Source organism: Anoxybacillus pushchinoensis (assembly GCF_900111795.1).
GTDB classification, from domain to species: Bacteria; Bacillota; Bacilli; order Bacillales; family Anoxybacillaceae; genus Anoxybacillus; species Anoxybacillus pushchinoensis.
In genome coordinates, this window is record NZ_FOJQ01000002.1 from 62049 (window position 1) to 87113 (window position 25065).

30 protein-coding genes and 1 other annotated feature are annotated in these 25065 nt (G+C 43.7%); of the genes, 8 read left to right on the plus strand and 22 right to left on the minus strand.

What is annotated here, in order from left to right:
* Window positions 1–9: 9 nt before the first annotated feature.
* From argS to speE, 5 genes are all read right to left on the minus strand, one after another.
* Window positions 10–1680, minus strand: coding sequence for an arginine--tRNA ligase (argS, locus tag BM213_RS01075; RefSeq protein WP_091700095.1), 1671 nt, complete (start codon window positions 1678–1680; stop codon window positions 10–12).
* Window positions 1677–2114 carry a YwiB family protein gene (locus BM213_RS01080; protein ID WP_091700096.1) on the minus strand — a complete coding sequence of 146 codons (438 nt, stop codon included), beginning with the start codon at window positions 2112–2114 and terminating at the stop codon, window positions 1677–1679. Before BM213_RS01080 ends, argS begins: the two co-directional genes overlap by 4 nt.
* A 90-nt stretch (window positions 2115–2204) precedes the next feature.
* Window positions 2205–2573, minus strand: a complete 369-nt coding sequence (locus BM213_RS01085; protein WP_091700097.1) for a cytochrome-c oxidase — start codon at window positions 2571–2573, stop codon at window positions 2205–2207.
* Between the two features lie 110 nt (window positions 2574–2683).
* Window positions 2684–3556 carry an agmatinase gene (gene speB, locus BM213_RS01090; RefSeq protein WP_091700098.1) on the minus strand — a complete coding sequence of 291 codons (873 nt, stop codon included), beginning with the start codon at window positions 3554–3556 and terminating at the stop codon, window positions 2684–2686.
* Window positions 3557–3568: 12 nt separating this feature from the next.
* On the minus strand, window positions 3569–4396 hold the full coding sequence (gene speE, locus BM213_RS01095) for a polyamine aminopropyltransferase (RefSeq protein ID WP_004893116.1): 828 nt from the start codon (window positions 4394–4396) through the stop codon (window positions 3569–3571).
* A gap of 176 nt (window positions 4397–4572) precedes the next feature.
* Here speE and BM213_RS01100 point away from each other — a divergent pair, with 176 nt between their 5' ends.
* Entirely contained in the window at window positions 4573–6624 is a 2052-nt protein-coding gene (locus tag BM213_RS01100) for a transglycosylase domain-containing protein (protein ID WP_091700099.1), read from the plus strand.
* 138 nt (window positions 6625–6762) lie between these two features.
* Here the strand turns inward: BM213_RS01100 and BM213_RS01105 are convergent, their stop codons facing one another.
* Entirely contained in the window at window positions 6763–7269 is a 507-nt protein-coding gene (locus BM213_RS01105) for a YwhD family protein (protein WP_091700100.1), read from the minus strand.
* Between the two features lie 17 nt (window positions 7270–7286).
* Window positions 7287–7955 (minus strand): site-2 protease family protein, encoded by a 669-nt coding sequence (locus tag BM213_RS01110; RefSeq protein ID WP_091700101.1) that lies wholly within the window; start codon window positions 7953–7955, stop codon window positions 7287–7289.
* Window positions 7956–8088: 133 nt separating this feature from the next.
* Between BM213_RS01110 and BM213_RS01115 the strand changes: the two genes are divergently transcribed.
* Window positions 8089–8277, plus strand: coding sequence for a 2-hydroxymuconate tautomerase (locus tag BM213_RS01115; RefSeq protein ID WP_003397075.1), 189 nt, complete (start codon window positions 8089–8091; stop codon window positions 8275–8277).
* 10 nt (window positions 8278–8287) lie between these two features.
* On the opposite strand, the gene BM213_RS01120 is transcribed toward BM213_RS01115, so the two are convergent.
* The 3 genes from BM213_RS01120 to BM213_RS01130 form a co-directional block, all read right to left on the minus strand.
* Window positions 8288–8800 carry a YwgA family protein gene (locus BM213_RS01120; RefSeq protein WP_091700102.1) on the minus strand — a complete coding sequence of 171 codons (513 nt, stop codon included), beginning with the start codon at window positions 8798–8800 and terminating at the stop codon, window positions 8288–8290.
* Between the two features lie 12 nt (window positions 8801–8812).
* Window positions 8813–10135, minus strand: coding sequence for an HD domain-containing protein (locus BM213_RS01125; RefSeq protein ID WP_091700103.1), 1323 nt, complete (start codon window positions 10133–10135; stop codon window positions 8813–8815).
* 98 nt (window positions 10136–10233) lie between these two features.
* Window positions 10234–10458 carry a YuzB family protein gene (locus BM213_RS01130; protein ID WP_003397078.1) on the minus strand — a complete coding sequence of 75 codons (225 nt, stop codon included), beginning with the start codon at window positions 10456–10458 and terminating at the stop codon, window positions 10234–10236.
* A 145-nt stretch (window positions 10459–10603) separates the two neighbouring features.
* On the opposite strand from BM213_RS01130, the gene BM213_RS01135 reads away from it, so the two are divergent.
* Window positions 10604–11275 (plus strand): RsfA family transcriptional regulator, encoded by a 672-nt coding sequence (locus tag BM213_RS01135; RefSeq protein ID WP_091700104.1) that lies wholly within the window; start codon window positions 10604–10606, stop codon window positions 11273–11275.
* A gap of 26 nt (window positions 11276–11301) precedes the next feature.
* Here the strand turns inward: BM213_RS01135 and lipL are convergent, their stop codons facing one another.
* Together lipL and pta are read right to left on the minus strand one after the other, a co-directional pair.
* Complete coding sequence (gene lipL / locus BM213_RS01140; RefSeq protein WP_091700105.1) at window positions 11302–12126, minus strand: octanoyl-[GcvH]:protein N-octanoyltransferase; 825 nt, start codon at window positions 12124–12126, stop codon at window positions 11302–11304.
* On the minus strand, window positions 12126–13109 hold the full coding sequence (gene pta / locus BM213_RS01145) for a phosphate acetyltransferase (protein WP_091700106.1): 984 nt from the start codon (window positions 13107–13109) through the stop codon (window positions 12126–12128). The genes lipL and pta overlap by 1 nt, the downstream gene beginning before the upstream one ends.
* 196 nt (window positions 13110–13305) lie before the next feature.
* Here pta and BM213_RS01150 point away from each other — a divergent pair, with 196 nt between their 5' ends.
* The 4 genes from BM213_RS01150 to gerQ all read left to right on the plus strand — a co-directional run bounded on the left by BM213_RS01150 (window position 13306) and on the right by gerQ (window position 15691).
* On the plus strand, window positions 13306–13869 hold the full coding sequence (locus BM213_RS01150; protein ID WP_091700107.1) for a YqaA family protein: 564 nt from the start codon (window positions 13306–13308) through the stop codon (window positions 13867–13869).
* Window positions 13870–13937: 68 nt separating this feature from the next.
* Window positions 13938–14684 carry a hydrogen peroxide-dependent heme synthase gene (hemQ, locus tag BM213_RS01155; protein ID WP_091700108.1) on the plus strand — a complete coding sequence of 249 codons (747 nt, stop codon included), beginning with the start codon at window positions 13938–13940 and terminating at the stop codon, window positions 14682–14684.
* A 122-nt stretch (window positions 14685–14806) separates the two neighbouring features.
* Complete coding sequence (locus BM213_RS01160) at window positions 14807–15229, plus strand: cell wall hydrolase (protein ID WP_091700109.1); 423 nt, start codon at window positions 14807–14809, stop codon at window positions 15227–15229.
* 18 nt (window positions 15230–15247) lie between these two features.
* Window positions 15248–15691 (plus strand): spore coat protein GerQ, encoded by a 444-nt coding sequence (gerQ, locus tag BM213_RS01165; protein WP_091700110.1) that lies wholly within the window; start codon window positions 15248–15250, stop codon window positions 15689–15691.
* A gap of 26 nt (window positions 15692–15717) precedes the next feature.
* On the opposite strand, the gene BM213_RS01170 is transcribed toward gerQ, so the two are convergent.
* Window positions 15718–16080: a DUF423 domain-containing protein gene (locus BM213_RS01170; RefSeq protein ID WP_003397093.1), complete on the minus strand. Its 363-nt coding sequence runs from the start codon at window positions 16078–16080 to the stop codon at window positions 15718–15720.
* Window positions 16081–16090: 10 nt separating this feature from the next.
* Window positions 16091–16327 carry a YwdI family protein gene (locus BM213_RS01175; RefSeq protein WP_091700111.1) on the minus strand — a complete coding sequence of 79 codons (237 nt, stop codon included), beginning with the start codon at window positions 16325–16327 and terminating at the stop codon, window positions 16091–16093.
* 105 nt (window positions 16328–16432) lie between these two features.
* On the opposite strand from BM213_RS01175, the gene BM213_RS01180 reads away from it, so the two are divergent.
* Entirely contained in the window at window positions 16433–18049 is a 1617-nt protein-coding gene (locus BM213_RS01180) for a glycoside hydrolase family 13 protein (protein WP_091700112.1), read from the plus strand.
* Between the two features lie 17 nt (window positions 18050–18066).
* On the opposite strand, the gene BM213_RS01185 is transcribed toward BM213_RS01180, so the two are convergent.
* The 8 genes from BM213_RS01185 to BM213_RS01220 all read right to left on the minus strand — a co-directional run bounded on the left by BM213_RS01185 (window position 18067) and on the right by BM213_RS01220 (window position 25048).
* Window positions 18067–19062 carry a potassium channel family protein gene (locus tag BM213_RS01185; RefSeq protein WP_091700113.1) on the minus strand — a complete coding sequence of 332 codons (996 nt, stop codon included), beginning with the start codon at window positions 19060–19062 and terminating at the stop codon, window positions 18067–18069.
* Window positions 19059–19265 (minus strand): uracil-DNA glycosylase, encoded by a 207-nt coding sequence (locus BM213_RS01190; protein WP_091700114.1) that lies wholly within the window; start codon window positions 19263–19265, stop codon window positions 19059–19061. Before BM213_RS01190 ends, BM213_RS01185 begins: the two co-directional genes overlap by 4 nt.
* Window positions 19240–19914: a uracil-DNA glycosylase gene (locus BM213_RS01195; RefSeq protein WP_091700115.1), complete on the minus strand. Its 675-nt coding sequence runs from the start codon at window positions 19912–19914 to the stop codon at window positions 19240–19242. The genes BM213_RS01190 and BM213_RS01195 overlap by 26 nt, the downstream gene beginning before the upstream one ends.
* A gap of 57 nt (window positions 19915–19971) precedes the next feature.
* The gene (locus BM213_RS01200) at window positions 19972–21354 is read right to left on the minus strand and encodes a glycine--tRNA ligase (protein WP_091700116.1); all 1383 of its coding nucleotides are present in this window, start codon (window positions 21352–21354) and stop codon (window positions 19972–19974) included.
* A 59-nt stretch (window positions 21355–21413) separates the two neighbouring features.
* Window positions 21414–21591 (minus strand) — a binding site (T-box leader).
* Between the two features lie 63 nt (window positions 21592–21654).
* Window positions 21655–23184 (minus strand): alkyl hydroperoxide reductase subunit F, encoded by a 1530-nt coding sequence (gene ahpF / locus BM213_RS01205; protein WP_091700117.1) that lies wholly within the window; start codon window positions 23182–23184, stop codon window positions 21655–21657.
* A 14-nt stretch (window positions 23185–23198) separates the two neighbouring features.
* Window positions 23199–23762, minus strand: coding sequence for an alkyl hydroperoxide reductase subunit C (gene ahpC / locus BM213_RS01210; protein ID WP_003397103.1), 564 nt, complete (start codon window positions 23760–23762; stop codon window positions 23199–23201).
* Between the two features lie 225 nt (window positions 23763–23987).
* Complete coding sequence (locus BM213_RS01215; protein ID WP_091700118.1) at window positions 23988–24221, minus strand: hypothetical protein; 234 nt, start codon at window positions 24219–24221, stop codon at window positions 23988–23990.
* 11 nt (window positions 24222–24232) lie between these two features.
* Window positions 24233–25048 (minus strand): glycosyltransferase family 2 protein, encoded by an 816-nt coding sequence (locus BM213_RS01220; protein WP_091700119.1) that lies wholly within the window; start codon window positions 25046–25048, stop codon window positions 24233–24235.
* Window positions 25049–25065: the final 17 nt, after the last annotated feature.

Genomic DNA, 25065 nt, shown 5'->3' on the forward strand with positions numbered 1-25065 from the left:
GGCTTTTCGTTACATTTTTTCTGGTGCGTGTACGCCGACAAGCGCTAACGCATTTTTTAACGTAATTTGCACAGCTTTCATGAGCGCGAGGCGGGCACGACTTTTTTCCACGTTCGTTGCATCAAGCACTTTTTCCGCATTGTAAAAGCTATGCAGCGCGGAAGCGAGCTCGAAAATGTAGTTCGTCATGCGATGCGGCGAACGTTTCACCGCTGCTTCCGCAACCGCGGCCGGAAACTCTCCGAGTTTTTTCAATAAGTCTATTTCTTTTTCCGCTAATTCGTATGTGAAAGAGAGTTGCCCATCATAAGATAACCCTTGCTCTTCTCCTTGGCGAAGCATGCTGCATACGCGCGCATGAGCATATTGCGCATAATATACAGGGTTCTCGTTTGATTGCGATACCGCTAAATCCATATCAAAATCTAAATGCGTATCCGATGAGCGCATCGCAAAGAAATAGCGCGTCGCATCTAACCCAACTTCTTCCATTAAGTCGCGCAACGTTACCGCCTTTCCTGTCCGCTTGCTCATGCGCACTTTCTCGCCGTTTTGATATAAGCTGACGAGCTGGATAATTTCAACTTCCAATACGTCTGGGTCATAGCCGAGCGCAGCAATCGCTGCCTTCATGCGCGGAATGTAACCGTGATGGTCCGCTCCCCAAATGTTAATGATTTTCTCAAATCCGCGCTCGAGTTTATCTTGATGGTACGCGATGTCTGGTAATAAATACGTATACGTCCCATCTTGTTTAATAAGCACGCGGTCTTTGTCGTCACCAAATGTCGTAGAGCGGAACCACGTCGCGCCATCTTGCTCGTAAATATGTCCTTTTTCGCGCAACGTTTCAAGCGCTTTATTAATTTTTCCGTTATAGTAAAGCGACGTTTCTGAATACCAAACGTCAAATGTGACCCGGAAGTCCGCTAAGTCTTTTTTAATTTTGTCCATTTCAAACGCCAGTCCGTACTCGCGGAACTGTTGAAGTCGCTCTTGTTCATCAAGCGCGACAAATTTGTCGCCATGCTCTTCCGCTAACTTTTTCCCTAATTCAATAATATCTTCACCGAAGTAGCCGTCTTCCGGCATATCTTTATCAATGCCAAGCGCTTGAAAATAGCGCGCTTCGACCGACTTGGCTAAGTTAGCAATTTGGTTGCCGGCATCGTTAATGTAATATTCTCGCGTGACGTCAAAACCTGCTTTTTTCAAAATGTTGCATAACGAATCACCAACCGCTGCTCCACGAGCATGGCCTAAATGCAAACTACCTGTCGGGTTTGCGGAGACGAACTCAACTTGCACCTTTTGACCGTTGCCAACGTTTGTTTCGCCGTATGCGTCCCCTGCTTGTAAAATGGTTGGAACGAGTTCTGTTAAATAGCGATTGTCCATGTAAAAATTAATAAACCCTGGTCCAGCAATGTCCACTTTTTTCACGAACACAGCTTCACCGTTAAAGTGGCGTACAATGTCTTCCGCAATCATGCGCGGTGCTTTCTTCGCTACGCGCGCCAATTGCATCGCAACGTTTGTTGAATAGTCGCCGTGCGCTTTATCTTTCGGCGTCTCTAAAATAACGTTCGTCACGTCTTCTTCCGTCGCGATCCCCGAGCGAATGACCGCTTCTTTTATTTCTTCTTTTAACTTTTGTTTCATTTGTTCAACAATGTTCATTTCTTTGCCTCCTTAAACGACATCGTCACAGCATGACGGCCGACATGTTTACCAGATAAGTGAAGTATGTAAGAAAAAAACAGCTTCCCTTTTTTCGCTTTCTCGTTGTACTGATACAATACTTGTTCCGTCTTCGTCTTCATTTCCCAGCGTGCCATCGGACTTTCGTACGTCCCGATCGTCTCCGACTGTTTGCGGAATGTGTGACGCATCGAGATGGCTCCAGAGCGAAGGACGACCACTTCATCGGCCATAATTTTCACGACGTTTTTGATCGTCTCCCCTTCGTACATCTCTTCAAACGTCACATACGTCACATCTCCTTTTAAGTAGTATAAACCATTTGCCTCAACGACAACAATTTCTTTTCGTGCCCCGTCCCGAATTTCTGTTACGTGCTTGAGCTGTATAGGCGTTCCGTTCACCTTCCCCACATCCTTGCTGTTGTTATGACTGTAGATAAGTATAGAAAAAGAGACGCATACATGCAATAGGCGGCCCCTTTTTAGAGACCGCCTACCATGTTATGCCTGCTTTAAGTTTTTTAATATATTCCATGCAAACGTTAGTACCGCGATAGTAACGAGCGTACCACCGAGCGCAGTTAGTGGAATGAATGCTTCATATCCCGAGACGACAAACGCTAAACCGATCATCATCGCCGGCAATCCAATATTATGAAGCCAAAAATGCGCTTTCGCTGTTTTCGTTTCCGCAATATGAGGGAATAAATGATATAAAATACCAGCAAGCGTTAACGCTGTCCAACCGAGCAAATTAATATGAACGTGGACAGGTGTAAATGTAAAAGCGTGCGTCATAGACATGTAAAGCCCTAAACAGACGCCGATTGCGAAATACACAACAGAAATTTTAATTAGCCGAATGCCCATTTTTTCACCTCCTTTCAAATATTTGCACTATGTAAATGTTACTTTCAATGTATGACGTTGGCAATACTTTTATGAAAAAAAATCCCCGTCTCATAGACAGGGATTTTCATTTATTTCACCCAACCGAGAAGTATTTCGCGCACGAGTTTGCTTGCCGTGTTGGCTGTTTGTTCAGAATGGTCATATACTGGCGCAACTTCCACTAAATCTGCCCCAACAACACGAACGTCGGAACGAGCGATTGTGTGAATGGCAGCTAACAACTCTTTCGATGTAATACCTCCCGCATCGACTGTGCCCGTCCCTGGCGCATGCGCTGGATCTAATACGTCAATGTCGATTGTTACATATACCGGGCGGCCTGCAAGCGTTGGGAGCACCTCTTTTAACGGTTCAAGCACATCGAATTTCGCAATGTACATGCCGTTTTGTTTCGCCCATTCAAATTCTTCTTTCATTCCAGAACGAATACCGAAAGAATATACATTTTTCGGCCCAATGAGCTCAGCAATTTTACGAATGGGTGTCGAATGTGATAACGGTTCGCCTTCATAATGCTCGCGTAAATCCGTATGGGCATCCATATGAATGATCGCCAAGTCTGGGTACTTTTTATATACAGCTTTCATAACCGGCCAAGATACTAAATGCTCACCGCCAAGACCGAGCGGAAATTTCCCAGCTTCTAACACGCGATCAACAAACTGTTCAATCATATCTAAACTGCGTTGCGCGTTGCCAAACGGCAACGGAATATCCCCTGCATCAAAATATTTCACTTCATCAAGCTCGCGATCTAAATATGGGCTATATTCCTCAAGCCCGATTGACACTTCGCGAATGCGTGCTGGACCGAAACGAGAGCCTGGGCGGTAGCTAACTGTCCAGTCCATCGGCATCCCGTAAATAACTGCTTGGCTTTCTTCAAAGTTCGGATGACTTTTAATAAATACGTTGCCAGAATAAGCTTCATCAAACCGCATCGTCTTCCCCCCTTACTTCACTAAGTCTTCAACGAATTTCGGCAATACGAAGCACGCTTTATGAAGCTGTTTTGTGTAATATTTCGTTTCAATGTCATGGAAACGGTCATCGCTTACTTCAAGCGGATCATACTTTTTCGAACCGAGGGTGAACGTCCACATACCGCTTGGGTACGTCGGAATGTTTGCGATATATAAACGCGTAATCGGAAAAATTTCGCGCACATCACGTTGAACGGTGCGAATTAAATCTGCTTTAAACCAAGGGTTGTCTGTTTGCGCAACAAAAATACCGTCTTCTTTTAACGCTTTCGCAATGCCTGCATAAAACCCTTTTGTAAATAAATTCACCGCTGGGCCAACAGGTTCTGTCGAGTCAACCATAATGACGTCATATTTGTTTTCACTTTGCGCAATATGCATAAATCCGTCATCTACTTTCACTTCAACGCGTGGGTCGTCCAATTGACCGGCGATTTCTGGCAAATATTTTTTCGAATACTCGATCACTTTGCCGTCAATTTCAACAAGCGTCGCTTTTTTCACGCTCGGATGCTTTAATACTTCGCGAATGACACCGCCGTCTCCGCCACCAACAACAAGAACGTTTTCTGGATTCGGATGCGTAAATAACGGAACGTGCGCCACCATTTCATGATAGACGAACTCATCTTTTTGCGTTGTCATCACCATTCCGTCTAAAATAAGCATGTTCCCGAATTCTTCTGTTTCGACCATATCGAGCTTTTGGAATTCTGTTTGCTCTGTATGTAAAGTGCGTTTAATTCGTGCTGTAATCCCAAAGTTGTCCGTCTGTTTTTCAGTAAACCAAAGTTCCATATTGAACACCCTTTCGTCAATAATGCACCGCTTATCATGCCCGAAAAATAAAATGCTAAACATGAAAAAGTATAGAGCAATCTAGCAAAATTTCAAGTAAAAATTGCTAGAAAACGTTTAAAAAAATAAAAATGTTTTTATACTAAATTGTAAACGTAAAAAATGAGGTGATGGCTATGGAGACGATTGCCATCGAACGATGGAAACGAACGTTTAAATATATGCGACTCTTTCTTTTGTTCGCTTTTGTTGCTAGCTTGTTATGCACACTCACGATCGCCGGGCTTATTATATTTGCGAAATGGAAAGGTCCTCCCCCTTTAGCCGTTCCGCAATCGACTATTTTTTATGCAGAAGACGGCACGAAAATTGGTGAAAATCATTACGGTGGAAAAAGATATTGGGTGAAACTATCCGATATGTCTCAACACGCGATTGATGCAACGATTGCGGTAGAGGACCGAAAATTTTTCGACCATTACGGGTTCGATGTTAAACGAATTGCTGGGGCAATCATCGCAGATATTAAAGCAATGGCGAAAGTGCAAGGGGCAAGCACCATTACACAACAATATGCACGCAACTTATTTTTAAGCTACGAAAAGACGTGGTGGCGAAAAATACAAGAAGCGCTATATACGATTCAACTGGAAGCAAACTACGAAAAAAACGACATTTTAGAAGGATATTTAAACACCATTTATTACGGACATGGTGTATACGGCATTGAGGCAGCCGCCAACTTTTATTTCGGAAAATCGGCCCGCGATTTAACCGTAGCGGAAGCAGCGATGCTCGCAGGCATTCCAAAAGGCCCGAGCTACTATTCGCCGCTTGTCGATATGGAACGAGCAAAAAAACGGCAACGCATTGTCTTACATTCGATGGTCGAGGCAAAATTTTTATCCGAGAAAGAAGCCGAAAAAGCAGCAAATGAACCGCTTCATTTTTCAAACGGCGAGCATATGAAAACAAAAACGATCGCCCCGTATTTTCAAGATGCGGTCAAACAAATGTTAAAAACGACGCTCGGATTCGATGAAGAAACGATTGAAATGGGCGGATTGCGTGTGTATACAACGCTCGATATCGACATGCAAGCAATCGCAGAAGCAAAAATAAAAGAAACGATTCATTCGCAATCAAACATTCAAGTGGCGCTCGTCGCCATGGAGCCAAAAACAGGAAAAGTGAAAGCACTTGTCGGGGGACGCGACTATGAGAAAAGTCCATTTAATCGGGCAACACAAGCAAAACGTCAACCTGGCTCTACATTCAAGCCGTTTTTATATTATGTCGCGCTACAACATGGGTTTACGCCATCAACGTTGTTACGTAGCGAACCAACGACGTTTACACTTGAAGACGGTTCAACGTACACACCGCGCAACTTTAACAACTATTATGCAAATGATACGATTACGCTTGCACAAGCTATTGCTCTTTCTGATAACGTATATGCTGTAAAGACGCATTTGCTGCTCGGACAAGAAAAGCTCGTCACCATCGCGAAACAACTCGGCATCACGAGCGAAGTAAAGCAAGTGCCATCGCTCGCCCTCGGGACATCACCCGTGAAAGTGATTGATATGGCGCGCGCCTACAGCATAATCGCCAACGGTGGAAAAAAAGTCGAGCCGCTGTTCATTACAAAAGTGACGAATTATGAGGGGAAAGTATTGTACGAACAAAGAACGAATGATGAACAAATACTTGATCCAGCGCTCGCTTTCGTCACGACACATTTAATGACAGGCATGTTTGATCCAACGCTTAACGATTATGCGTCTGTGACGGGACAATCGATTATTTCGCGCATGACCCGTCCGTATGCAGGAAAATCTGGGACGACGAAAACAGATAGTTGGATGATCGGCTATACTCCTCAACTCGTTACGGCAGTTTGGACAGGATATGATCGCGACGAAACGATTGATCGCACAGACGAAAAACAATACGCCAAACATATTTGGGTCAATTTTATGGAAGATAGTTTGCGCGGAAGAAAAGTTGCGACATTCGAGCCGCCAGAAGGAGTCATCGGGGTGTACGTCGATCCTCATAGCGGTAAGCTCGCTACTGCAGCTTGTCCGACAACGAGATTGACGTATTACGTTGTCGGTACAGAACCGACAGACTACTGCAAAGACCATCCGGCAGAAAAGAAAAAGAAGAAAAAGAAAAAAGAAAAAGATTCATGGTTTAAGCGACTGTTCGACTGGTTTTAAACATAAACGCCCAAGCGAGTATGCTTGGGCGTTTATGCGTCCTAGTTTTATCATGTGTTACATCTGTACCTCTAGTTTACTCCTTTTCCCACTCAACAGCAAGTATGGACAAGTTTTCGTTCACAAAACCGTCACATTTTATCCATGATTTTGAAGCTGTCGTTTCAATTCCTCGCTCGAACGATCCCACATGTCGCGATTATGTTGTTGTAAAAACGAAGCTAATACAGCTTTTGAGCGATCGTCCATATGGTCGACGATAATATGGCGTTTTAACGATTTATCCATTCGGTTCACATGCTCTGGAAGCGATTTATACCCGCGGCGCGCCTCGCGATCAACCGTCATTTCACACGCTGTCACCCCAGCATAATACGCCCCTTCTTCTGCATGATCAATCGTCACCCATACGAGCCAATATGGCTTGCCATTTGGCACTTCCTCACGATTCGGCGTAAATTTAATCCCTTTTTCCACGATGCTGCGCGCATGCATCGCTCCCATATCAATAAATGCCTCGCCCGCCTCAACATCGATTAAAACAGGGGAAACGTTCGCTAAGCTCAGTACGCCCGCTCCGAATGTTCCATGCACTTTCGGTTCTTTTTTTATAATATTAAACATCGGCTTTTTTTTCTCTTCCACGATCGTTCATCCTTTCATTACAAAATGAGCGTTGAAAATATACTTTGCAGCCATTGAGCAACGGCTGGAATGGCTACATGGAAAATCGGTCGAATCGTATATTGATCTAATGGCGTGAAAATAAGAATTAAAAAAATGAGCACCCCATAGTTTTCGAATTGCGTCATTTTTGCGCGCACATGCATCGGTGCTAAATCTTCAACAACGCGATACCCGTCGAGCGGAGGAAACGGCAACAAGTTAAACACAAACAGCAAAATATTAAGCCCGATATAAATTTCAAAAAACTGATACAATCCATCCCGAAACCATACCGGGATGAAATCAAATATGCCTATGCGAATCATTCCATACCATAAAGCAAAACCGATAGCCGCAAGCAACAAATTGCTGAGCGGGCCAGCGACAGAAACGAGAATACCCGCCACACGTGGATGACGGAAATAGCCACGATTGACCGGCACCGGACGCGCCCAACCAAATCCGGCAATAAAAATAAGCAACGTTCCGAGAATGTCTAAATGGGCGAGCGGCGACAGCGTCAGCCTCCCTTGCTCCTTTGCCGTCGGGTCACCAAATTTATACGCGACGTAGGCATGGGCAAATTCATGGACTGAAAATGCAATCGCAAGCGCCAAAACAACATACGGTATTTCTCGAAGCGGATATGCTAAAAATTGGTCCACGATCCTTCTCCTTTTCAAACTTTTTTCATTTTTTGATTATTATACACGAAAAACATATCGAAACACTACTGATAACGGTCGCTGAGTGGTATAATAACGATTGTCGAACAAAGCAGAAAGGGGACGGTCGTACATGCCATACGTAACAGTAAAAATGCTTGAAGGACGTACAGAAGAACAAAAACGAGCGCTCGTTGAAAAAGTAACGGAAGCCGTTGCAGAAACGACAGGTGCACCGAAAGAGAAAATTGTCGTTTTTATTGAAGAAATGTCAAAAAATCATTACGCCATCGGCGGAAAGCGATTAAGCGACGAAAGCTGACCATAACGGGTCAGCTTTTTATGTACGCTTGTTCGCGCAACTGCTCAATATAACGGTACGCTTCCTCTATTTCTTCTTCCGTATACCGCTTTTTACGTTTTAACGTAAATACTTTTTCCTTCACTTCGTCCTTACTTAACTCTTCAAAGTATAAAATGGTCGAAACGAGTTCTAAAAACCTTGCACTCTGTTCATTTAAACTGCGCAAACAAACGTCTAAATCGGGCATGTCCAACTGGTAGTGCGTTAAAAATTGCTCTCCTGCTTCCGTCAACGTATAGCGATATTGATAATATCCGCCTTTTTTTTCTTTCATTTCTTGTAAAAAGCCAACGTTACATAGCTCTTCAATACGCCATGTTAACTCTTCAGAATATGGACCGTAAAAATGGAAATCGAACTTTTCATAAAACGGAAACTTCATCTTTTTCGCAATGTAAATCATTTTTTGCAGCTTTTTTCGACCGACAATTTCCCCTACTGCTGCTAGCACCTTCAACATTTTCGCATGCTCAAAAAGCAACGTCCCCATCTCCTATTCGTATAAAAGTTGTTTAATTTTTTTCTTTATGTTTCTTTTTGTCGATAAGTCATCGAGAAAATCTTGTGGAAAATATAGTTTATGGTCTGTGCGACGTTTCCCGGAAATCGCATCGACGATTGTCGATTCTCGCGATAGTTCGCGCAATTCCCCATTCGGCATTAACAAATAAATCGGAAGCCGTTCTTCTTCTTCCCCCGGACGATAAAAGTCATAAGGGAGATCAGAGGAAGAGTCAACAACTAAATAATAGTCCGGATCAATGCCTGCTTTTTTAAATAACGTCGTCAATTCCATCAATTTTTTCATTTCTTCATTCGTCGGTTGAAACTCAACGTATTTAAATAAATGACGATTCATAAAGCGACGGCATAAGTCGCTTAAAATCGCATCCCGTTCGTATTGCCATTGTTGAAAATAATATAACGTCACCGCTTCATCCAGTTGTAAGTAGTCTTCTAGTTGCATGTTTCCATGAAAAAGAGATTGGAAATGAACTGGAGGTGTTTGGAATGTATAACCGGATAAATATAAATGTTTCGCACGGTGCAAAATTTTCGTCAAAATGACTTCTGCGCTGCGCGTAACAGGATGGAAATATACTTGCCAATACATTTGATATCGGCTCATAATGTAGTCTTCTACCGCATGCATGCCACTTCGCTTAATGACTACTTGTTCTTCACGCGGACGCATCACGCGCAAAATGCGCTCCATATCAAAATGTCCATAGCTGACACCTGTATAGTACGCATCGCGCAATAAATAGTCCATGCGATCCGCATCAATTTGGCTAGAAATTAAGCTGACGACAAGCTTATTTTCATACGTTTTTTCAATCACTTCAGCGACCTTTTTCGGAAAATGTAGCGACACACGGCGCAACACCGCATTCACTTCCGTATCACCTAAAATAATTGCGCGCGTAAATTGTTCGTGATTAAGATGAAACACTTTTTCAAACGAATGCGAAAACGGCCCGTGCCCTAAATCATGTAAAAGCGCAGCGCATAAACAAAGCAAACGCTCATTTTCATCCCAATCCGGTCGACCAGCAAACACATCGTCAACGATGCGGCGCACAATTTCATATACGCCAAGCGAATGATTAAAGCGGCTATGCTCCGCGCCGTGGAACGTCAAATACGTCGTGCCGAGCTGTTTAATGCGACGCAGCCGTTGAAATTCTTTTGTGCCAATTAAATCCCAAATGACTTTATCACGCACGTGCACATACCGATGCACCGGATCTTTAAACACTTTCTCTTCGCTTAACTTTTCGTTGGGATACAATCTCTCTCCCTCTCTTCCGTCCATAACATAGCTTTATTATAGAGCGTTCTTCGTAAAAAACAAAGGGTTCCTTTTTACTGAAATAAAAGAAAAAATCACCTTTTTAAACAAAGGCGATTTTTTTATTTTTTCAACTTCGCAGCAATTTTTTCAATTAATTCATCTTCCGTCATCGCTGATACAGGACGATTGTTGACGAACGCAAACACTTTTTTTCGACCCGGACCGCAATATGATTGGCAACCGATTTCAATCGTGGCGTTCGGATCCAACTTTTTTAACCTTGGCAACAACGTTTTTAAGTTTGTTGCTTGGCAATCGTCACAGACGCGAAATTCATTTTGCATAACGTCCTCACTCCTTTTCGCTAACGAGTATTCTAACGCTTATATACAAACAATGCAAGTTGCATCTATTTCCTTTGAAAAATAGTATATCTTTTTCCTTTTTTGGTGATTATAAAAGTAAAAGAATGTGAAAGGAGTTTTTCATATGTCAAAAAAGCGGCAAGATGCTTGGACTGAAGAAGAGGATTTATTGTTAGCTGAAACAGTGCTTCGCCATGTGCGCGAAGGGAGCACGCAGTTAAATGCGTTTGAAGAAGTGGGCGATAAATTAAACCGCACGTCAGCGGCATGCGGGTTTCGCTGGAATGCAGTCGTGCGTCAACAGTACGAAGAATCGCTACAAATGGCAAAGAAGTTCCGTAAACAACGGCAACGCGCACTTGGAAATAAACATGCGTTGCGAAAACGGCCGCTTTATACACCTCCTGTACCTTCGCTTGAAGAGTTAGGAATGGAACCGTTAGAAGTGCAGGCGAATGAATATGAACATGTCGAAACAAGTCAGTTAACGCTTGACCATGTCATTGCTTTTTTGCACTCTTTAAAACAATCGTATATCGGTCAAGAAACAGCGCTAGTAGAAAATAAGCAGCTAAAACTTGAGCTCGAACAACTACAACAACAACATAAACAACTAGAACAACAATTTACAAAACTACAAAAAGAAAATGAAGAATTACGCGAAGATTACGGAACGATGGCACGCATTATTAATCGCGCAAGACAAATGGAAATTTCAGAAGATGAGTTTAAGCCCCCTATTTTCAAAATGGACCGCAACGGAAATTTAGAAAAAATCGAAAAGATTGCCGAGTAAAAAAGCTGTCGCATCGGACAGCTTTTTTATTTCGGCAACATCATCTCATTACGGTCAATCATGCGCTGAAAATACATGTAATATCGCTCCCATTCTTCCGAGGTAAGCGATGACGGCTCAAGCCTACTCCCGAACGATTGGAGCGCTTCATATAGGCGGATGATAAGCGTTGAAACGGTCATTTCTTTGCCGAGTAATTCACTAAGCGACGCCATCGTATGCGGAACGATCGTCGGATACGTGAACTTCGTTTGTTTTCCTGCTAGCGAGCGCTCATAAAATTGGCGAATCCACTCCGCTCTTGCGGCGCCGCTTCCACTTACACATATATACGCTTGCACCGCGACACCACCTCGAATGCGCCGCTGTGAAATACCTGCAAACTTTTTTCCATCAATGCTTAAATCAAAGCTTCCCGGGCAGTACGAACCGACAACTTCCCCCGCTTGTACATGCACTTCTGACAACATGCGTGCAATAAGTGCCGCCATCGCTTCATATCCACGATCAATATCAATTCCTTTTTTTGTATCAGGAAAAATAAGTGAAACGTTTAAAACCCCTTCATCTAGTACGACCGCCAACCCACCGGAGTTGCGAACGATCGTATGCCACCCTTGTTCATGTAAGTAGGCGAGTCCTCTCTCAATATGCGGTAATTTCGTATCTTGAATACCGAGTACAACGGTATGATGATGCACCCATAAGCGAACAATCGGTTGTGAATGACCGTTACCGACCGATTCGCAAAGCGCATCATCAAATGCAAATGACTGCTTAGCATCAAACAATGGGCCGAGACTCGAATGATCGATAATGCGCCACGTTTGTTGTCGCAACAATTCGCTCATTATTCCATCGCCGCTAGCGCCTGCGCTGCTGTGATAAGCGATAATTTGTACACATCTTCGGCATTACATCCGCGCGATAAGTCGTTTACCGGTTGATTTAATCCTTGTAAAATTGGACCGACCGCTTCAAAGTTGCCGAGACGTTGGGCAATTTTGTAGCCGATATTTCCCGCCTCTAAACTCGGGAAAATAAAAACGTTGGCATCGCCTTGAATGACAGAATCAGGCGCTTTCTTTTTCGCAACTGAAGGTACGAACGCCGCATCAAATTGAAACTCGCCATCGAGCGTTAAATCTGGTGCCATTTCTTTTGCAAGGCGCACCGCTTCAATGACCTTTTCTGTCTCTGGCGATTTGGCTGACCCTTTCGTTGAGAAGCTAAGCATCGCTACGCGCGGATCAATGTCAAACATTTTCGCTGTTTGAGCGCTTTCAACAGCAATTTCCGCTAAATCTTGACTATCTGGAGCGATGTTAATGGCACAATCTGCAAACACGTACTTTTCATCGCCACGCACCATGATGAATACGCCAGACGTTTTACGAATGCCCGGTTTCGTCTTAATAATTTGTAGCGCGGGACGTACAGTATCTGCCGTCGAATGCGCGGCGCCGCTAACAAGACCGTGCGCTTTTCCCATATAGACGAGCATTGTGCCAAAATAGTTTTCATCAAGTAAAATGTTGCGAGCATCTTCTTCTGTGACTTTCCCTTTTCGGCGTTCAATGAAAGCCGCCACCATTTCATCCATTCCTTCATATGAGCGCGGATCAACGATTTCTACTTTTTCCAACGTCAAGCCGAGCTCTTTCGCCTTTTGAACGACAGCTTCTTGATCGCCGATGACAATCGGCTGTAATACATTTTCTTCCGCTAGACGTCCGACAGCTGTTAAAATACGCTCATCTAATCCTTCTGGAAACACGATCGTTACATTTTTTCCTGCCACCTTTTGTTTTAAGGCTGCAAATAAATCACTCACGAAATGTTCCTCCTTAGTTTAAAAAAATTCGTCTATCTATTAGAATACTCTTATTGAGACGAAAAGCAATGAATTACGCCGCAAACGAAAATAGTCTTTTTTTTATAATAATTCTGTTTTTTTATTTCGAGTGATATATCACTTAAAAAGTGATATATTTGTTAAAAAACATGTACAATACAAAGGAGCGTTACGTATGTCACAATGGATTCATCACATTGAACAATGGTTGCTTGAGTTTGGCGTCATTGGTTTAGTTATCGTTTCATTTACGGAATCTTCTTTTTTCCCTATCCCGCCTGATGTGTTATTAATTCCGTTAAGCCTCGCGCAGCCGGAGAAGGCATTATGGTTTTCGTTTTTAACGACCGTCGCTTCCGTACTTGGCGCCTTGCTTGGATGGTATATCGGGAAAAAATTTGGCAGACCGGCTTTGCGTTATTTTATTTCTGATGAAAAAATGGACAAAGTCGATCAATACTTTCAACAATACGGAGCGATGGCGATTGTCATCGCAGGATTTACACCTATTCCGTATAAAGTATTTACCATTTTCTCAGGCATTTCAAACGTCAGCATTCGCACGTTGCTTTTTTGGTCGTTCATCGGCCGCGGAGCGCGCTTTTTCACCGAAGGGCTCATTATTTTCATCTTAGGCGCTCAAGCGAAATCATTTATCGAACAACATTTCACAACGATTACGATCGTCGGCGGAATAGTCATGGTCATCGCTTTCCTCATTTACAAACGATTGAAATAGTGCGGTTTGTCATAAACGAAACACATATGATAAAATTTTTAACAGTACATACAAAAGGAGTGTGACATATGAGCGAAGCAGCACAAACGTTAGACGGTTGGTATTGCCTGCATGATTTTCGCACAATTGATTGGGTAGCTTGGAAAATGCTCTCGAATGATGAGCGTCAAGAAGCAATTCATGAGTTTTTAACGCTAGTGGAAAAATGGGAAACAACGGAAGCGGCTAAAGAGGGAAGTCACGCCATTTACACGATTATGGGGCAAAAAGCGGACGTCATGTTTATGCTTTTACGTCCGACGATGGAAGAACTTCATGAAATCGAAACAGCAATCAATAAAACAAAGTTAGCTGAATATCTCATCCCTGCGTATTCATACGTTTCTGTCGTTGAGCTAAGCAACTATTTGCCGGCAGAAGCTGGCGATCCGTATGAAAACCCAGAAGTGCGCCGCCGTTTATATCCGATTTTACCGAAAACAAATCACGTATGCTTCTATCCAATGGACAAGCGTCGTCAAGGAAATGATAATTGGTACATGCTTCCGATGGAAGAACGCCGCAATTTAATGCGCGCACATGGCATGACAGGACGAAAATATGCAGGAAAAGTCGTACAAATTATTACGGGCTCTGTCGGTTTTGATGACTACGAATGGGGCGTCACTCTCTTTTCAAACGATGTCCTTCAGTTTAAAAAGCTTGTGTACGAAATGCGTTTCGATGAAGTAAGCGCACGATTTGGTGAGTTTGGCTCGTTTTTTGTTGGGAACATCTTGCCAAAGGAAAAAATACAATCGTTTTTACATGTATAGGCCTCCGATTTGGAGGTCTTTTTTTATGATGTGCTTCATACATATAACAATGACGACTTTCCTCACATTTTCGCATGTTTCATCATAGGCTAATAGCGATTTCCATAAAGGGAGGGGAAGGGATGGCTGTTGTTGCACATACAGAAGAAGATGTGAAATTACTGGCCCGTTTAATGCGAGCGGAAGCAGAAGGAGATGGACAGCTCGGCATGCTTATGGTAGGGAACGTAGGAATTAATCGAGTCATCGCAGACTGTCTAGATTTTATTGGACTGCGTACCATTCGACAAATGGTATTCCAAAGTCCTGGGGGATTTGAAGCTGTACAAAAGGGGTATTTTTATCAACGTGCCCGCGAAGAAGACATGCGCCTTGCCCGGCGCGTCATTCGCGGTGAGCGATTTCATCCAGCAACGCATGCGCTTTGGTTTTTCCGACCAGATGGTCCTTGTCCAGCACGATGGTTTAATCAATGGAATACCGGTCGCTTCAAATCTCATTGTTTTTACGCGCCAACTCGCTGGGATTGTCCACGCGTATATTAATTTAAGGGAGGGATTAGTATGAGTGAAGAAAGACAACAAGTTCCTTATTATGCATATCCTTACTACTATCCGTACCAAATGCCAACATATCCATTTGGGTTGCCTACACCAACGTTTACGCCCCAAACGGGAGCGATGCAAACACCAACGACCGCAAGCCAACCGCTACCGGGGATGCTCCCGATTGAAGAGTCGTACATTGAAAACATTTTGCGCCTAAACAAAGGTAAAATCGCCACAGTTTATGCGACGTTTGAAAACAATCGTGAATGGAATGCGAAAATTTTCCGCGGCGTCGTTGAAGCAGCTGGACGCGACCATCTTATTTTAAGTGATCCACAAACAGGCATGCGCTATTTATTGCCGATGATTTATCTCGACTATGTGACATTTGATGAAGAAATTAATTATGAATATCCATTTGCATCAGGTGTCGGATTAAGCACATATGCTCCACGTTAAAAACGAGGCGTCCAACGCGCCTCGTTTTACATATGTTTGATCGCAGTATACGCTAAAAGTAACCAAGCGATAATAAACGATACGCCTCCAAACGGGGTAATCGCCCCAAGTATTTTGATTTGTGTCAAACTAAGGATATACAAACTTCCTGAAAATAAGACGATGCCCGCAACCATAAACCAACCAGCTGGCGTCACGTTCGGCCATTTTGTCGCAAACAACGCAACGAGAAACAAACCGAGCGTATGGAACATTTGGTATTGTACCGCTTTTTGCCACGTGTCTATGTATCGATCCGGAATTGTTCCTTCCAACACGTGCGCCCCGAACGCGCCTAGCGCAACACATAACGCCGCACTAACCGAGGCGATGATCGTAAATCGTTTCATGCTCCCCCTCCTAAAAATCAAGTAATGACGGTCCGTTCGCATCGCCGTCAATGTCTAATCGTTCTTTTGTTGCCGGCTGCGTGGCAACGATCGTTGACGTGTTCGCTGACGGCTGTTGTAAAATAACGTCACACAATGCACGAACGGCATACATATGCTCACGCAACGCCTGCGGTGACGACGTATGCTTTGCTTTTGCAATTTCTTCTTCCATTTTTGTTAACACATGTGTCACTAATATGTTCAAAACGTTTTCACTCCCGTCTTCCTTTTTCCCTTAAAACAATGGTATCTTATACATAGCAACTTTTCAAATTGAAAACGCTTTAATTGGACAAAGGAGTGACAACAAATGAAACGGACATGGTGGAAAGAAGCTGTCGTATACCAAGTATATTGGCGAAGCTTTTTTGATTCAAACGGCGATGGATACGGCGATTTAGAAGGGCTCATTCAAAAGCTCGATTACATTCACGATTTAGGGGTCGATGTCATTTGGCTCAATCCGTGCTACGAGTCACCAGATAAAGATAACGGATACGACATTTCAGACTATTATCGCATTATGGATAAAGCAGGGGATATGGAGACGTTTGATCGCCTGCTTCACGAAGTGCATCAACGTGGAATGAAATTAATTATGGACCTTGTCGTAAACCATACATCCGATCAACATCCTTGGTTTATTGAGTCGCGTTCGTCAAAAGACAACCCGAAGCGCGATTGGTACATATGGCGTGACAAGCCAAATAACTGGCGTTCGTACTTTACACCGTCCGCATGGGAATACGATGAAAAAACAGGGCAATACTACTTCCATTCCTTTGCAGTTGAACAACCAGATTTGAATTGGGAAAATAAAGAAGTTCGTGAAGAAATTTATAAAATGATGCGCTTTTGGTTAGATAAAGGCATCGACGGATTCCGTTTAGATGCGATTGCTTTATTAGCGAAACCAGACGGATTTCCGGACGCAGAAAATCCGTATGACATTCGCTATTTAACAAACAATCCGGGCGTGCACGAGTATTTACAAGAAATGCACGACAAAGTACTTAAACATTATGACATTTTTACCGTCGGGGAAGTTGCTTTCGTATCGCCAGAAGAAGGCTTAAAATATGTTGAGGAAGACCGAAACGAGCTACATACACTGTTCCATTTTGAAGTATGTGACGAAATGCCGACATGGGATCCGATTCGCTTTAAACAAATTCAAAAACGTTGGTATGAAGGGTTGTGGGGGAAAGGATGGAACTCACAATTTTTAAACAACCACGACCATACGCGACAAGTGACGCGCTACGGAAACGATAAACAGTTCCGTGTTGAATCAGCGAAATTGCTCGCTACGCTCGTGCATACGTTGCCTGGAACGCCATACATTTATCAAGGAGAAGAAATCGGCATGACGGGCGTCAAATTTGACTCGATCGATGACTACAACGACATTGCGATGAAAAATAAATATGCCGAGGAAGTCGCGAAAGGACGCGATCCGAAAGAAGTACTCGAAAGCTTGCAGCTATTGAGCCGCGATAACTCGCGCACACCAATGCAATGGGACGATAGCGAACATGCAGGATTTACAACAGGCACGCCGTGGCTCAAAGTAAATCCAAACTATAAAGAGATTAACGTCAAACAGGCATTGGCCGCTCCGAACTCAGTATATTATTACTATAAAAAGCTTATTCAATTACGCAAACAAAATCCGGTAATGGTGTACGGCACATTCCGCGATCTTTCAGAAAATGAGCCGTACATTTATGCCTATACACGCGAGCTCGATGGCGTTCGCTGGCTGATCGTTTTAAATCATTGCGACAGCGACAACGTATATACATTGCCAGAAGAGCTCAGCTCTGCAAGTCGCCGCCTCTTGCTCGGCAACTATATAGACGTCAAAGAAGAAGGAACGACGCTTCATATGCGCCCACACGAAGCGAGAATTTATGCATTACAGTAAGCAGCCGATGTGGCTGCTTACTTTTTGTTTACCGCCTGTTCAAACGCTTCTAACGCTCGTTTTTCCCCAAAGACGATGACGATGTCGCCCGCGCAAAACCGCTCATCTGGGGACGGGTTCCCAATGATGGCGTCCTGTCGCTGAATAGCAATAATCGTCACTCGAAAGCGCGTCTTTACCGCTTGATCGCCGACAGACGTATGAACAAATGAAGAATGAGGCTCAATCTTTACTTCCTCAATGGCGTATTGTCCGGTACGGTCGTGAAAAATCGTATCAACATAATCGACAGTAACTGGCTTTAATATCGTCATCGCCATGCGCCGGCCGCTCAAAAACGAAGGGTTAATCACCTTGTCCGCACCGGCGCGCCGCAATTTTTCTTCTGATTCTGGCCGCTCGGCACGCGCGACAACTTGAATGTCGCGGTTTATTCCTTTTGCTGTTAAGGCAATAAAGACGTTATCAGCATCAGATGGCAACGCGGCAATTAAGCCAGCCGCCCGTTCAATGCCTGCCGCGATCAATACGTCATCTTCTGTCGCATCCCCTTCGACGTACGGAGGAGGGTCGTCCATTTCTTCGAGCCAATCCGTCTTTCGCTCAATAACAACGACAGGTGTCCCGTTTTTAACAAGCTCGCGCACCACTTGTTCGCCAACGCGCCCAAATCCGCATACGATAATATGATTTGCCATCATCTCGATTTTCTTTTTCATTTTTCGCCTCCGTACCGTTTTTGAAAATTCGCCTTCCATCATCATAGAAACGACTGCCCCTGTCGCGTAGGTGACGATGCTGATGCCGACTGGAATAATGATGAGGGCAAACAGTTTTCCGTAAAATGTTTGTGGAACAGTATCCCCGTAACCAACCGTTAAAATGGTGACAACTGTCAGCCAAAGCGCATCAAAAAAAGATAATTGTTCTGAGAACATAAATCCTACTGTGCCTGCGATAATGGCTACCATCATCGCGACGACAGAAACGACGATGGAGCGCGATGAACTCATTCGTTTCTCCCCTTATTTTCTTTTTTAGCAAACTTCATGCACGGCGTACCAGACGATTGTTTCACGACAATGGAAGGGAGCGCAGCACTTTTAAAACCGAACGCACGACAACCGCGCGGCAGCTGCGGGTCCCACGTGACGTAAAAATGTTTGCATGCATAACAGTTTATTCGTGTATCAAATGTTTTCGATTTGCCAGTCAATCGTCTCTCTCCCTGTTCGTTGTAAAAACGCGTTCGTTTTCGAAAACGGGCGGCTGCCGAAAAAGCCTCGCGCGGCTGAAAGTGGGCTCGGATGCGGGGCTTCAATAAGATAATGATGTTCATTTGTAATGAGCGCTTTTTTCGCTTGGGCATGACGCCCCCATAAAATAAAGACGACCGGTTCTTGCTTTTCATTTACAAGTTCAATGACACGGTCCGTAAAATGCTCCCATCCTTTTCCTTTATGCGAATTCGCTTCCCCTCTTCGCACCGTTAATACCGTATTTAACAATAACACTCCCTGCTTCGCCCATTTTAATAAATAACCGTTGTTTGGAATATAGCACCCAAGGTCATCTTGTAACTCTTTAAAAATGTTTAATAACGACGGAGGTAAAGGGACGCCCGGTTTGACAGAAAAACTTAATCCGTGCGCTTGATTCGGTCCATGATACGGATCTTGTCCTAAAATAACGACTTTCACATTGGCATATGGCGTGTAATGAAGGGCGTTGAAAATATCGTGCATATCGGGATAAATCGTTTTCGTGCGATATTCTTCTTTTAAAAACTGACGCAACTTCAAATAATACGGCTTTTGAAATTCCTCTTCTAATAGAGGCGCCCAATCATTTTTCAATATGCTCATCGTTTCACTCCTTCCTAACATAAAGGCTACCCTAACGATAGGATAGCCTGTTTTTCGTTAAAATTGAATTTTTTCTTCTAAAAAGTCTTTTAATTGTGCGATTGGAATGCGTGTTTGTTCCATCGTGTCGCGATCGCGCACAGTTACCATTTGATCTTGTTCTGAGTCGAAATCATACGTAATACAGAACGGTGTTCCGATTTCATCTTGACGGCGATATCGTTTTCCGATCGAACCAGACTCGTCGTAATCGACCATAAAGTGCTGGGAAAGCTGTTCAAAAATAGCACGTGCACCTTCTGATAACTTTTTCGACAACGGCAATATCGCGGCCTTGTACGGCGCTAATGCTGGGTGAAGATGCATAACGGTGCGCGTCGTGCCGTCTGCAAGTTGTTCTTCTTCATATGCATCAATCATAAAGGCAAGCGTCACGCGGTCTGCACCAAGTGAAGGTTCAATGCAGTACGGAATGAAACGCTCATTCGTCTCTTGATCGAGGTAATGGAAATCTTCTCCTGAATATTCCATATGACGGCGCAAATCGTAATCGGTGCGCGATGCAACGCCCCACAGCTCGCCCCAACCGAACGGGAACTTATATTCAATATCTGTTGTCGCGTTGCTGTAGTGAGATAGTTCATCTTCAGAATGATCGCGCAAACGAATGTTTTCACGCTTCATGCCAAGCGATAAAAGCCACTGTTCGCAATATTGTTTCCAATAATCAAACCATTGCAATTCCTCGCCCGGCTTGCAGAAAAATTCAAGCTCCATTTGCTCAAATTCGCGCGTACGGAATGTGAAGTTTCCAGGTGTAATTTCGTTCCGAAAACTTTTTCCGATTTGCGCAATACCAAACGGCAATTTTTTGCGCATTGTCCGCTGCACGTTTTTAAAGTTTACAAAAATGCCTTGTGCCGTTTCAGGACGAAGATAAATTTCGTTCGCGCTCGATTCCGTTACACCTTGGAACGTTTTAAACATTAAGTTAAATTGGCGAATGTTCGTAAAGTCGCGACTGCCGCAATCCGGACAAGCGATGTCGTGCTCTTGGATGAGCTGCTCCATTTTTTCAAATGGGAGCCCATCGACAACCATTTCAATGCCTTTCGCTTCAAGGGCGCTTTCGATAAGTTTGTCTGCCCGGTGACGCGCTTTACATTGTTTACAGTCAATCATCGGATCGTTGAAGTTCCCTAAATGACCTGACGCTTCCCACGTGCGCGGGTTCATTAAAATCGCTGCATCTAATCCGACATTGTACGGCGATTGTTGGACAAACTTTTTCCACCATGCGCGCTTAATATTATTTTTTAATTCTGTCCCTAGCGGACCGTAATCCCACGTATTCGCTAACCCACCGTAAATTTCTGAGCCAGGAAAAACAAAACCGCGATGTTTCGCATGTGCCACAATTTGATCCATCGTTACCGACATATTTCATCCTCCTCTTATGAAGTGTAAACAAAAAAACGCTCTCGTCCTTAGGCCTTTCGCCTAGGGACGAGAGCGTAACTCCCGCGGTTCCACCCTAGTTGATGCGTAACGCATCCACTTTTTGCGTGAAGCAACTCCAGACTGCCGTTTCGCTAAGCGTCTTTGCTAGGCTTCCACCCCCCCTAGCTCGCTATAAAAGAACGATCTTAGCTACTATCCATCTTTCATCGTTGCACCTGTATTTCGTTTGGCTAATATTGTATCAAACGACAATACGAGCGTCAAGGGGAGGGAAACCGGTTAATTCCGAATTAAGTAGTCAAACGCACCTAAAGAAGCTGTTGCGCCTGAGCCCATGGAAATGATAATCTGTTTATATGCGCTATCTGTACAATCGCCAGCAGCGAAGACACCAGGAACGTTTGTTGCACCGCGTTTATCGACGATAATTTCACCGAAGCGATTGCGCTCGACCGTTCCTTCTAACCACTCTGTATTCGGTACGAGTCCAATTTGAACAAATACACCTTGAAGTTCAATATGGTGCTCTTCGCCTGTTGCGCGATCAATATACGTGAGACCGTTTACTTTGTCTGTACCTGTAATTTCTTTCGTTTGCGCATTTTTAATGACTGTTACGTTCGGTAAGCTGTACAAACGATCTTGCAACACAGCATCCGCCTTTAATTCTGGCGCAAACTCAAGAACGGTCACATGCTTAGCAATTCCCGCCAGGTCAATTGCCGCTTCGACCCCAGAGTTACCACCGCCAATGACCGCGACATGCTTTCCTTCGAACAACGGACCATCGCAATGCGGGCAGTAAGCAACCCCTTTATTTTTGAACTCCGCTTCGCCAGGGACGCCGAGATTGCGCCAACGCGCACCTGTCGCGATAATGACCGCTTTACTTTTTAAAACGGCGCCGTTTTCAAGTTCAACTTCAATGAGGTCTTTCTTTTCCAACCGTTTCGCACGCTGCAAGTTCATAATGTCAACATTGTAATGTTTCACATGTTCTTCAAGGCTTGCCGCGAGCTTTGGACCTTCTGTATATTTGACGCTAATAAAGTTTTCAATGCCTAGCGTATCTAAAATTTGACCGCCAAAACGTTCAGCGACAATTCCCGTGCGAATGCCTTTACGCGCAGCATAAATGGCTGCTGTCGCACCAGCAGGTCCCCCACCGATGACAAGCACGTCGAACGGGTCTTTGTTTGCGAACGTTGAAGCATCTGGCGTGCTTCCTAACTTCGCAAGAATTTCTTCAAGCGACATGCGGCCGCTCGCAAACGGTTCGCCATTTAAAAAGACAGTTGGCACCGCCATCACGTCTTTTTGTTCGACTTCTTCTTTAAATGCTGCTCCATCAATCATCGTATGTGAAATATTCGGATTTAGTACGCTCATGACGTTTAATGCTTGAACGACGTCCGGACAGTTATGGCACGTTAAGCTGACGTATGTTTCAAAACGGTACGTTCCTTGTAAACCTTTAATTTGATCAATGACCGCTTGATCGACCTTTGGCGGACGTCCACTCACTTGAAGCAACGCAAGCACGAGGGAAGTAAATTCATGTCCTAAAGGCACTCCCGCGAACACAACGCCCGTTTCTTCGCCAACGCGATTGACGCTAAAGCTTGGCGTTCTCTCTAACGTTGTTTTTTCTACTTTGATTTTCGATGACATTGTTGCAAGCTCATCGACTAAAGCAAGCATATCGCGGGAAACTGAATCGTCTCCCGCGCTCACTTTTAACACAATGTCATTTTCCATCAATTGTAGATATTGGGCGAGCTGTGCTTTAATTTCAGCATCCAATACCATTGACGTAAGCCTCCTTAAATTTTACCTACAAGGTCAAGGCTTGGCTTCAATGTTTGCCCACCTTCTTGCCATTTTGCTGGGCATACTTCGCCAGGGTTGTTGCGCACGTATTGTGCAGCTTTAATTTTGTTTACAATTGTGCTTGCGTCGCGACCGATGCCGTCAGCGTTAATTTCAACTGCTTGGATAACGCCATCTGGGTCGATAATGAACGTACCGCGTTGCGCAAGACCTGTTTCTTCATCAAGCACTTCGAACATGCGTGATAATTTTTGTGAAGGGTCGCCGATCATTACGTATTCAATTTTGCTAATAGCTGGCGAATGATCGTGCCATGCTTTATGCGTGAAGTGTGTATCCGTTGAAACAGAGTATACTTCAACACCAAGCTCTTTTAATTTCGGATATTCGTTTTGTAAATCTTCTAATTCTGTTGGGCAAACGAACGTAAAGTCTGCTGGATAGAAGCAAACGACGCTCCATTTTCCTTTTAAGTTTTCTTCTGTTACCTCGATAAATTCACCGTTATGGTACGCCATCGCTTTAAATGGTTGTACTTGTTTTCCTACTAATGGCATGTTTCATCATCCTCCTGCATCATTTTTTTGCATGTTAGTAGTATGGTCCAGCCATATAGAAAATATGACTGACAAATTAAATTATAACAATTATAATTCGATATAAATTATCATATAGTAATTTTTATTTGTCAAGTAGAAACTTGTCGGTTTAATTAGTTTTTCGACATTTTTCTTTTTATCCCTTTTTTATAAAACAAAAACAGAGCCTTCTGAACGACTCTGTCATGCAACAAAAGCGAAGCCAAGCAAAATAAGTATGTTACATAATACCGCCGATATAAAAAACGACTTCGCTTTTTTATTTTTCTTTACTTGATGCTCAGCGAATAAAGCAATGGCAAACGTTAAGCAAACAAACAGCAAAAAACGTATCCCATATCCGTCAAAGACGTGACGAGCAAGCAGCGGGGAAAACAAAAGCAAAATAAATAATTGCTGGATGCTCCACCAATACACTTGTTCTCCTCCTAACACATGACAATATGTGCTAAGCGCGAGCGAAACGGCTCACCGTTCCATACGATTTCACTTTTCGCTCTTCTTTTTTGCACTTCCGATTCAGATAAAAGAAGCCAAAAGTTTTTTGTTGGTAGGTTGCCAAGTTCATGTTTTTCACTTAATCGGTTTAAATACATTTGTCTCGTTTCATTCATTTGTTTCGATAAATGATCACCCTCATTTGAGAAAGCATACAGGACGCTCGCGATCGGCACGCGTTTCACGCGATATTCGTTCGCAACGCGCAAAAAGAAATCCCAATCCCAATAATTATGGACGTACGGATCGAAATAGCCGATCGTATCATGAATGGCGCGGCGATACATGCTTCCTGAAGGGACGTATGTTGAAAACGACCGCATCGCCTGTAAATCGCATTCATATGCAAATAAAAAGCGATCAGTCGGTAAGCGCAGCCCGTTTTCAATGCGGTAATGAAAAATTTCTACATCGCTATATACAAAGTCCGCGTCGTTCATATTTGCAATCATTCGTTCCGTATGACATGGCAATAATAAGTCGTCGTCATCACAAAGCATGATAAAATCTTCTGTTGCTGCACGCACACCGATATTCCGCGCTTCAACATGCCCGACATTTTCTTGCAATTCAATGAGTTCGATCGGGAGCTCAGGATATGCATCAACCGCAGCTTGTACAGATGAACCTCCATCGTTAACAATAATCACTTGCGTTGGCTTGTATGTTTGTTTACTTAATGACTCTAACAATTCCGCTAATGGAAGTAGCCGGTTATATGTTGCAATGACTACAGAAACACCCAAATGACATGTCTCCTTTC

Bases quoted from the DNA above. Each gene is read 5' to 3' on its own strand.
- argS (WP_091700095.1), bottom strand. From the start codon at position 1,680: ATGAACATTGTTGAACAAATGAAACAAAAGTTAAAAGAAGAAATAAAA.
- BM213_RS01085 (WP_091700097.1), bottom strand. From the start codon at position 2,573: ATGGGCATTCGGCTAATTAAAATTTCTGTTGTGTATTTCGCAATCGGC.
- speB (WP_091700098.1), bottom strand. From the start codon at position 3,556: ATGCGGTTTGATGAAGCTTATTCTGGCAACGTATTTATTAAAAGTCAT.
- speE (WP_004893116.1), bottom strand. From the start codon at position 4,396: ATGGAACTTTGGTTTACTGAAAAACAGACGGACAACTTTGGGATTACA.
- BM213_RS01100 (WP_091700099.1), top strand. From the start codon at position 4,573: ATGGAGACGATTGCCATCGAACGATGGAAACGAACGTTTAAATATATG.
- BM213_RS01115 (WP_003397075.1), top strand. From the start codon at position 8,089: ATGCCATACGTAACAGTAAAAATGCTTGAAGGACGTACAGAAGAACAA.
- BM213_RS01125 (WP_091700103.1), bottom strand. From the start codon at position 10,135: ATGGACGGAAGAGAGGGAGAGAGATTGTATCCCAACGAAAAGTTAAGC.
- BM213_RS01130 (WP_003397078.1), bottom strand. From the start codon at position 10,458: ATGCAAAATGAATTTCGCGTCTGTGACGATTGCCAAGCAACAAACTTA.
- BM213_RS01135 (WP_091700104.1), top strand. From the start codon at position 10,604: ATGTCAAAAAAGCGGCAAGATGCTTGGACTGAAGAAGAGGATTTATTG.
- lipL (WP_091700105.1), bottom strand. From the start codon at position 12,126: ATGAGCGAATTGTTGCGACAACAAACGTGGCGCATTATCGATCATTCG.
- BM213_RS01150 (WP_091700107.1), top strand. From the start codon at position 13,306: ATGTCACAATGGATTCATCACATTGAACAATGGTTGCTTGAGTTTGGC.
- hemQ (WP_091700108.1), top strand. From the start codon at position 13,938: ATGAGCGAAGCAGCACAAACGTTAGACGGTTGGTATTGCCTGCATGAT.
- BM213_RS01160 (WP_091700109.1), top strand. From the start codon at position 14,807: ATGGCTGTTGTTGCACATACAGAAGAAGATGTGAAATTACTGGCCCGT.
- gerQ (WP_091700110.1), top strand. From the start codon at position 15,248: ATGAGTGAAGAAAGACAACAAGTTCCTTATTATGCATATCCTTACTAC.
- BM213_RS01170 (WP_003397093.1), bottom strand. From the start codon at position 16,080: ATGAAACGATTTACGATCATCGCCTCGGTTAGTGCGGCGTTATGTGTT.
- BM213_RS01180 (WP_091700112.1), top strand. From the start codon at position 16,433: ATGAAACGGACATGGTGGAAAGAAGCTGTCGTATACCAAGTATATTGG.
- BM213_RS01185 (WP_091700113.1), bottom strand. From the start codon at position 19,062: ATGAGTTCATCGCGCTCCATCGTCGTTTCTGTCGTCGCGATGATGGTA.
- BM213_RS01195 (WP_091700115.1), bottom strand. From the start codon at position 19,914: ATGAGCATATTGAAAAATGATTGGGCGCCTCTATTAGAAGAGGAATTT.
- BM213_RS01200 (WP_091700116.1), bottom strand. From the start codon at position 21,354: ATGTCGGTAACGATGGATCAAATTGTGGCACATGCGAAACATCGCGGT.
- ahpF (WP_091700117.1), bottom strand. From the start codon at position 23,184: ATGGTATTGGATGCTGAAATTAAAGCACAGCTCGCCCAATATCTACAA.
- ahpC (WP_003397103.1), bottom strand. From the start codon at position 23,762: ATGCCATTAGTAGGAAAACAAGTACAACCATTTAAAGCGATGGCGTAC.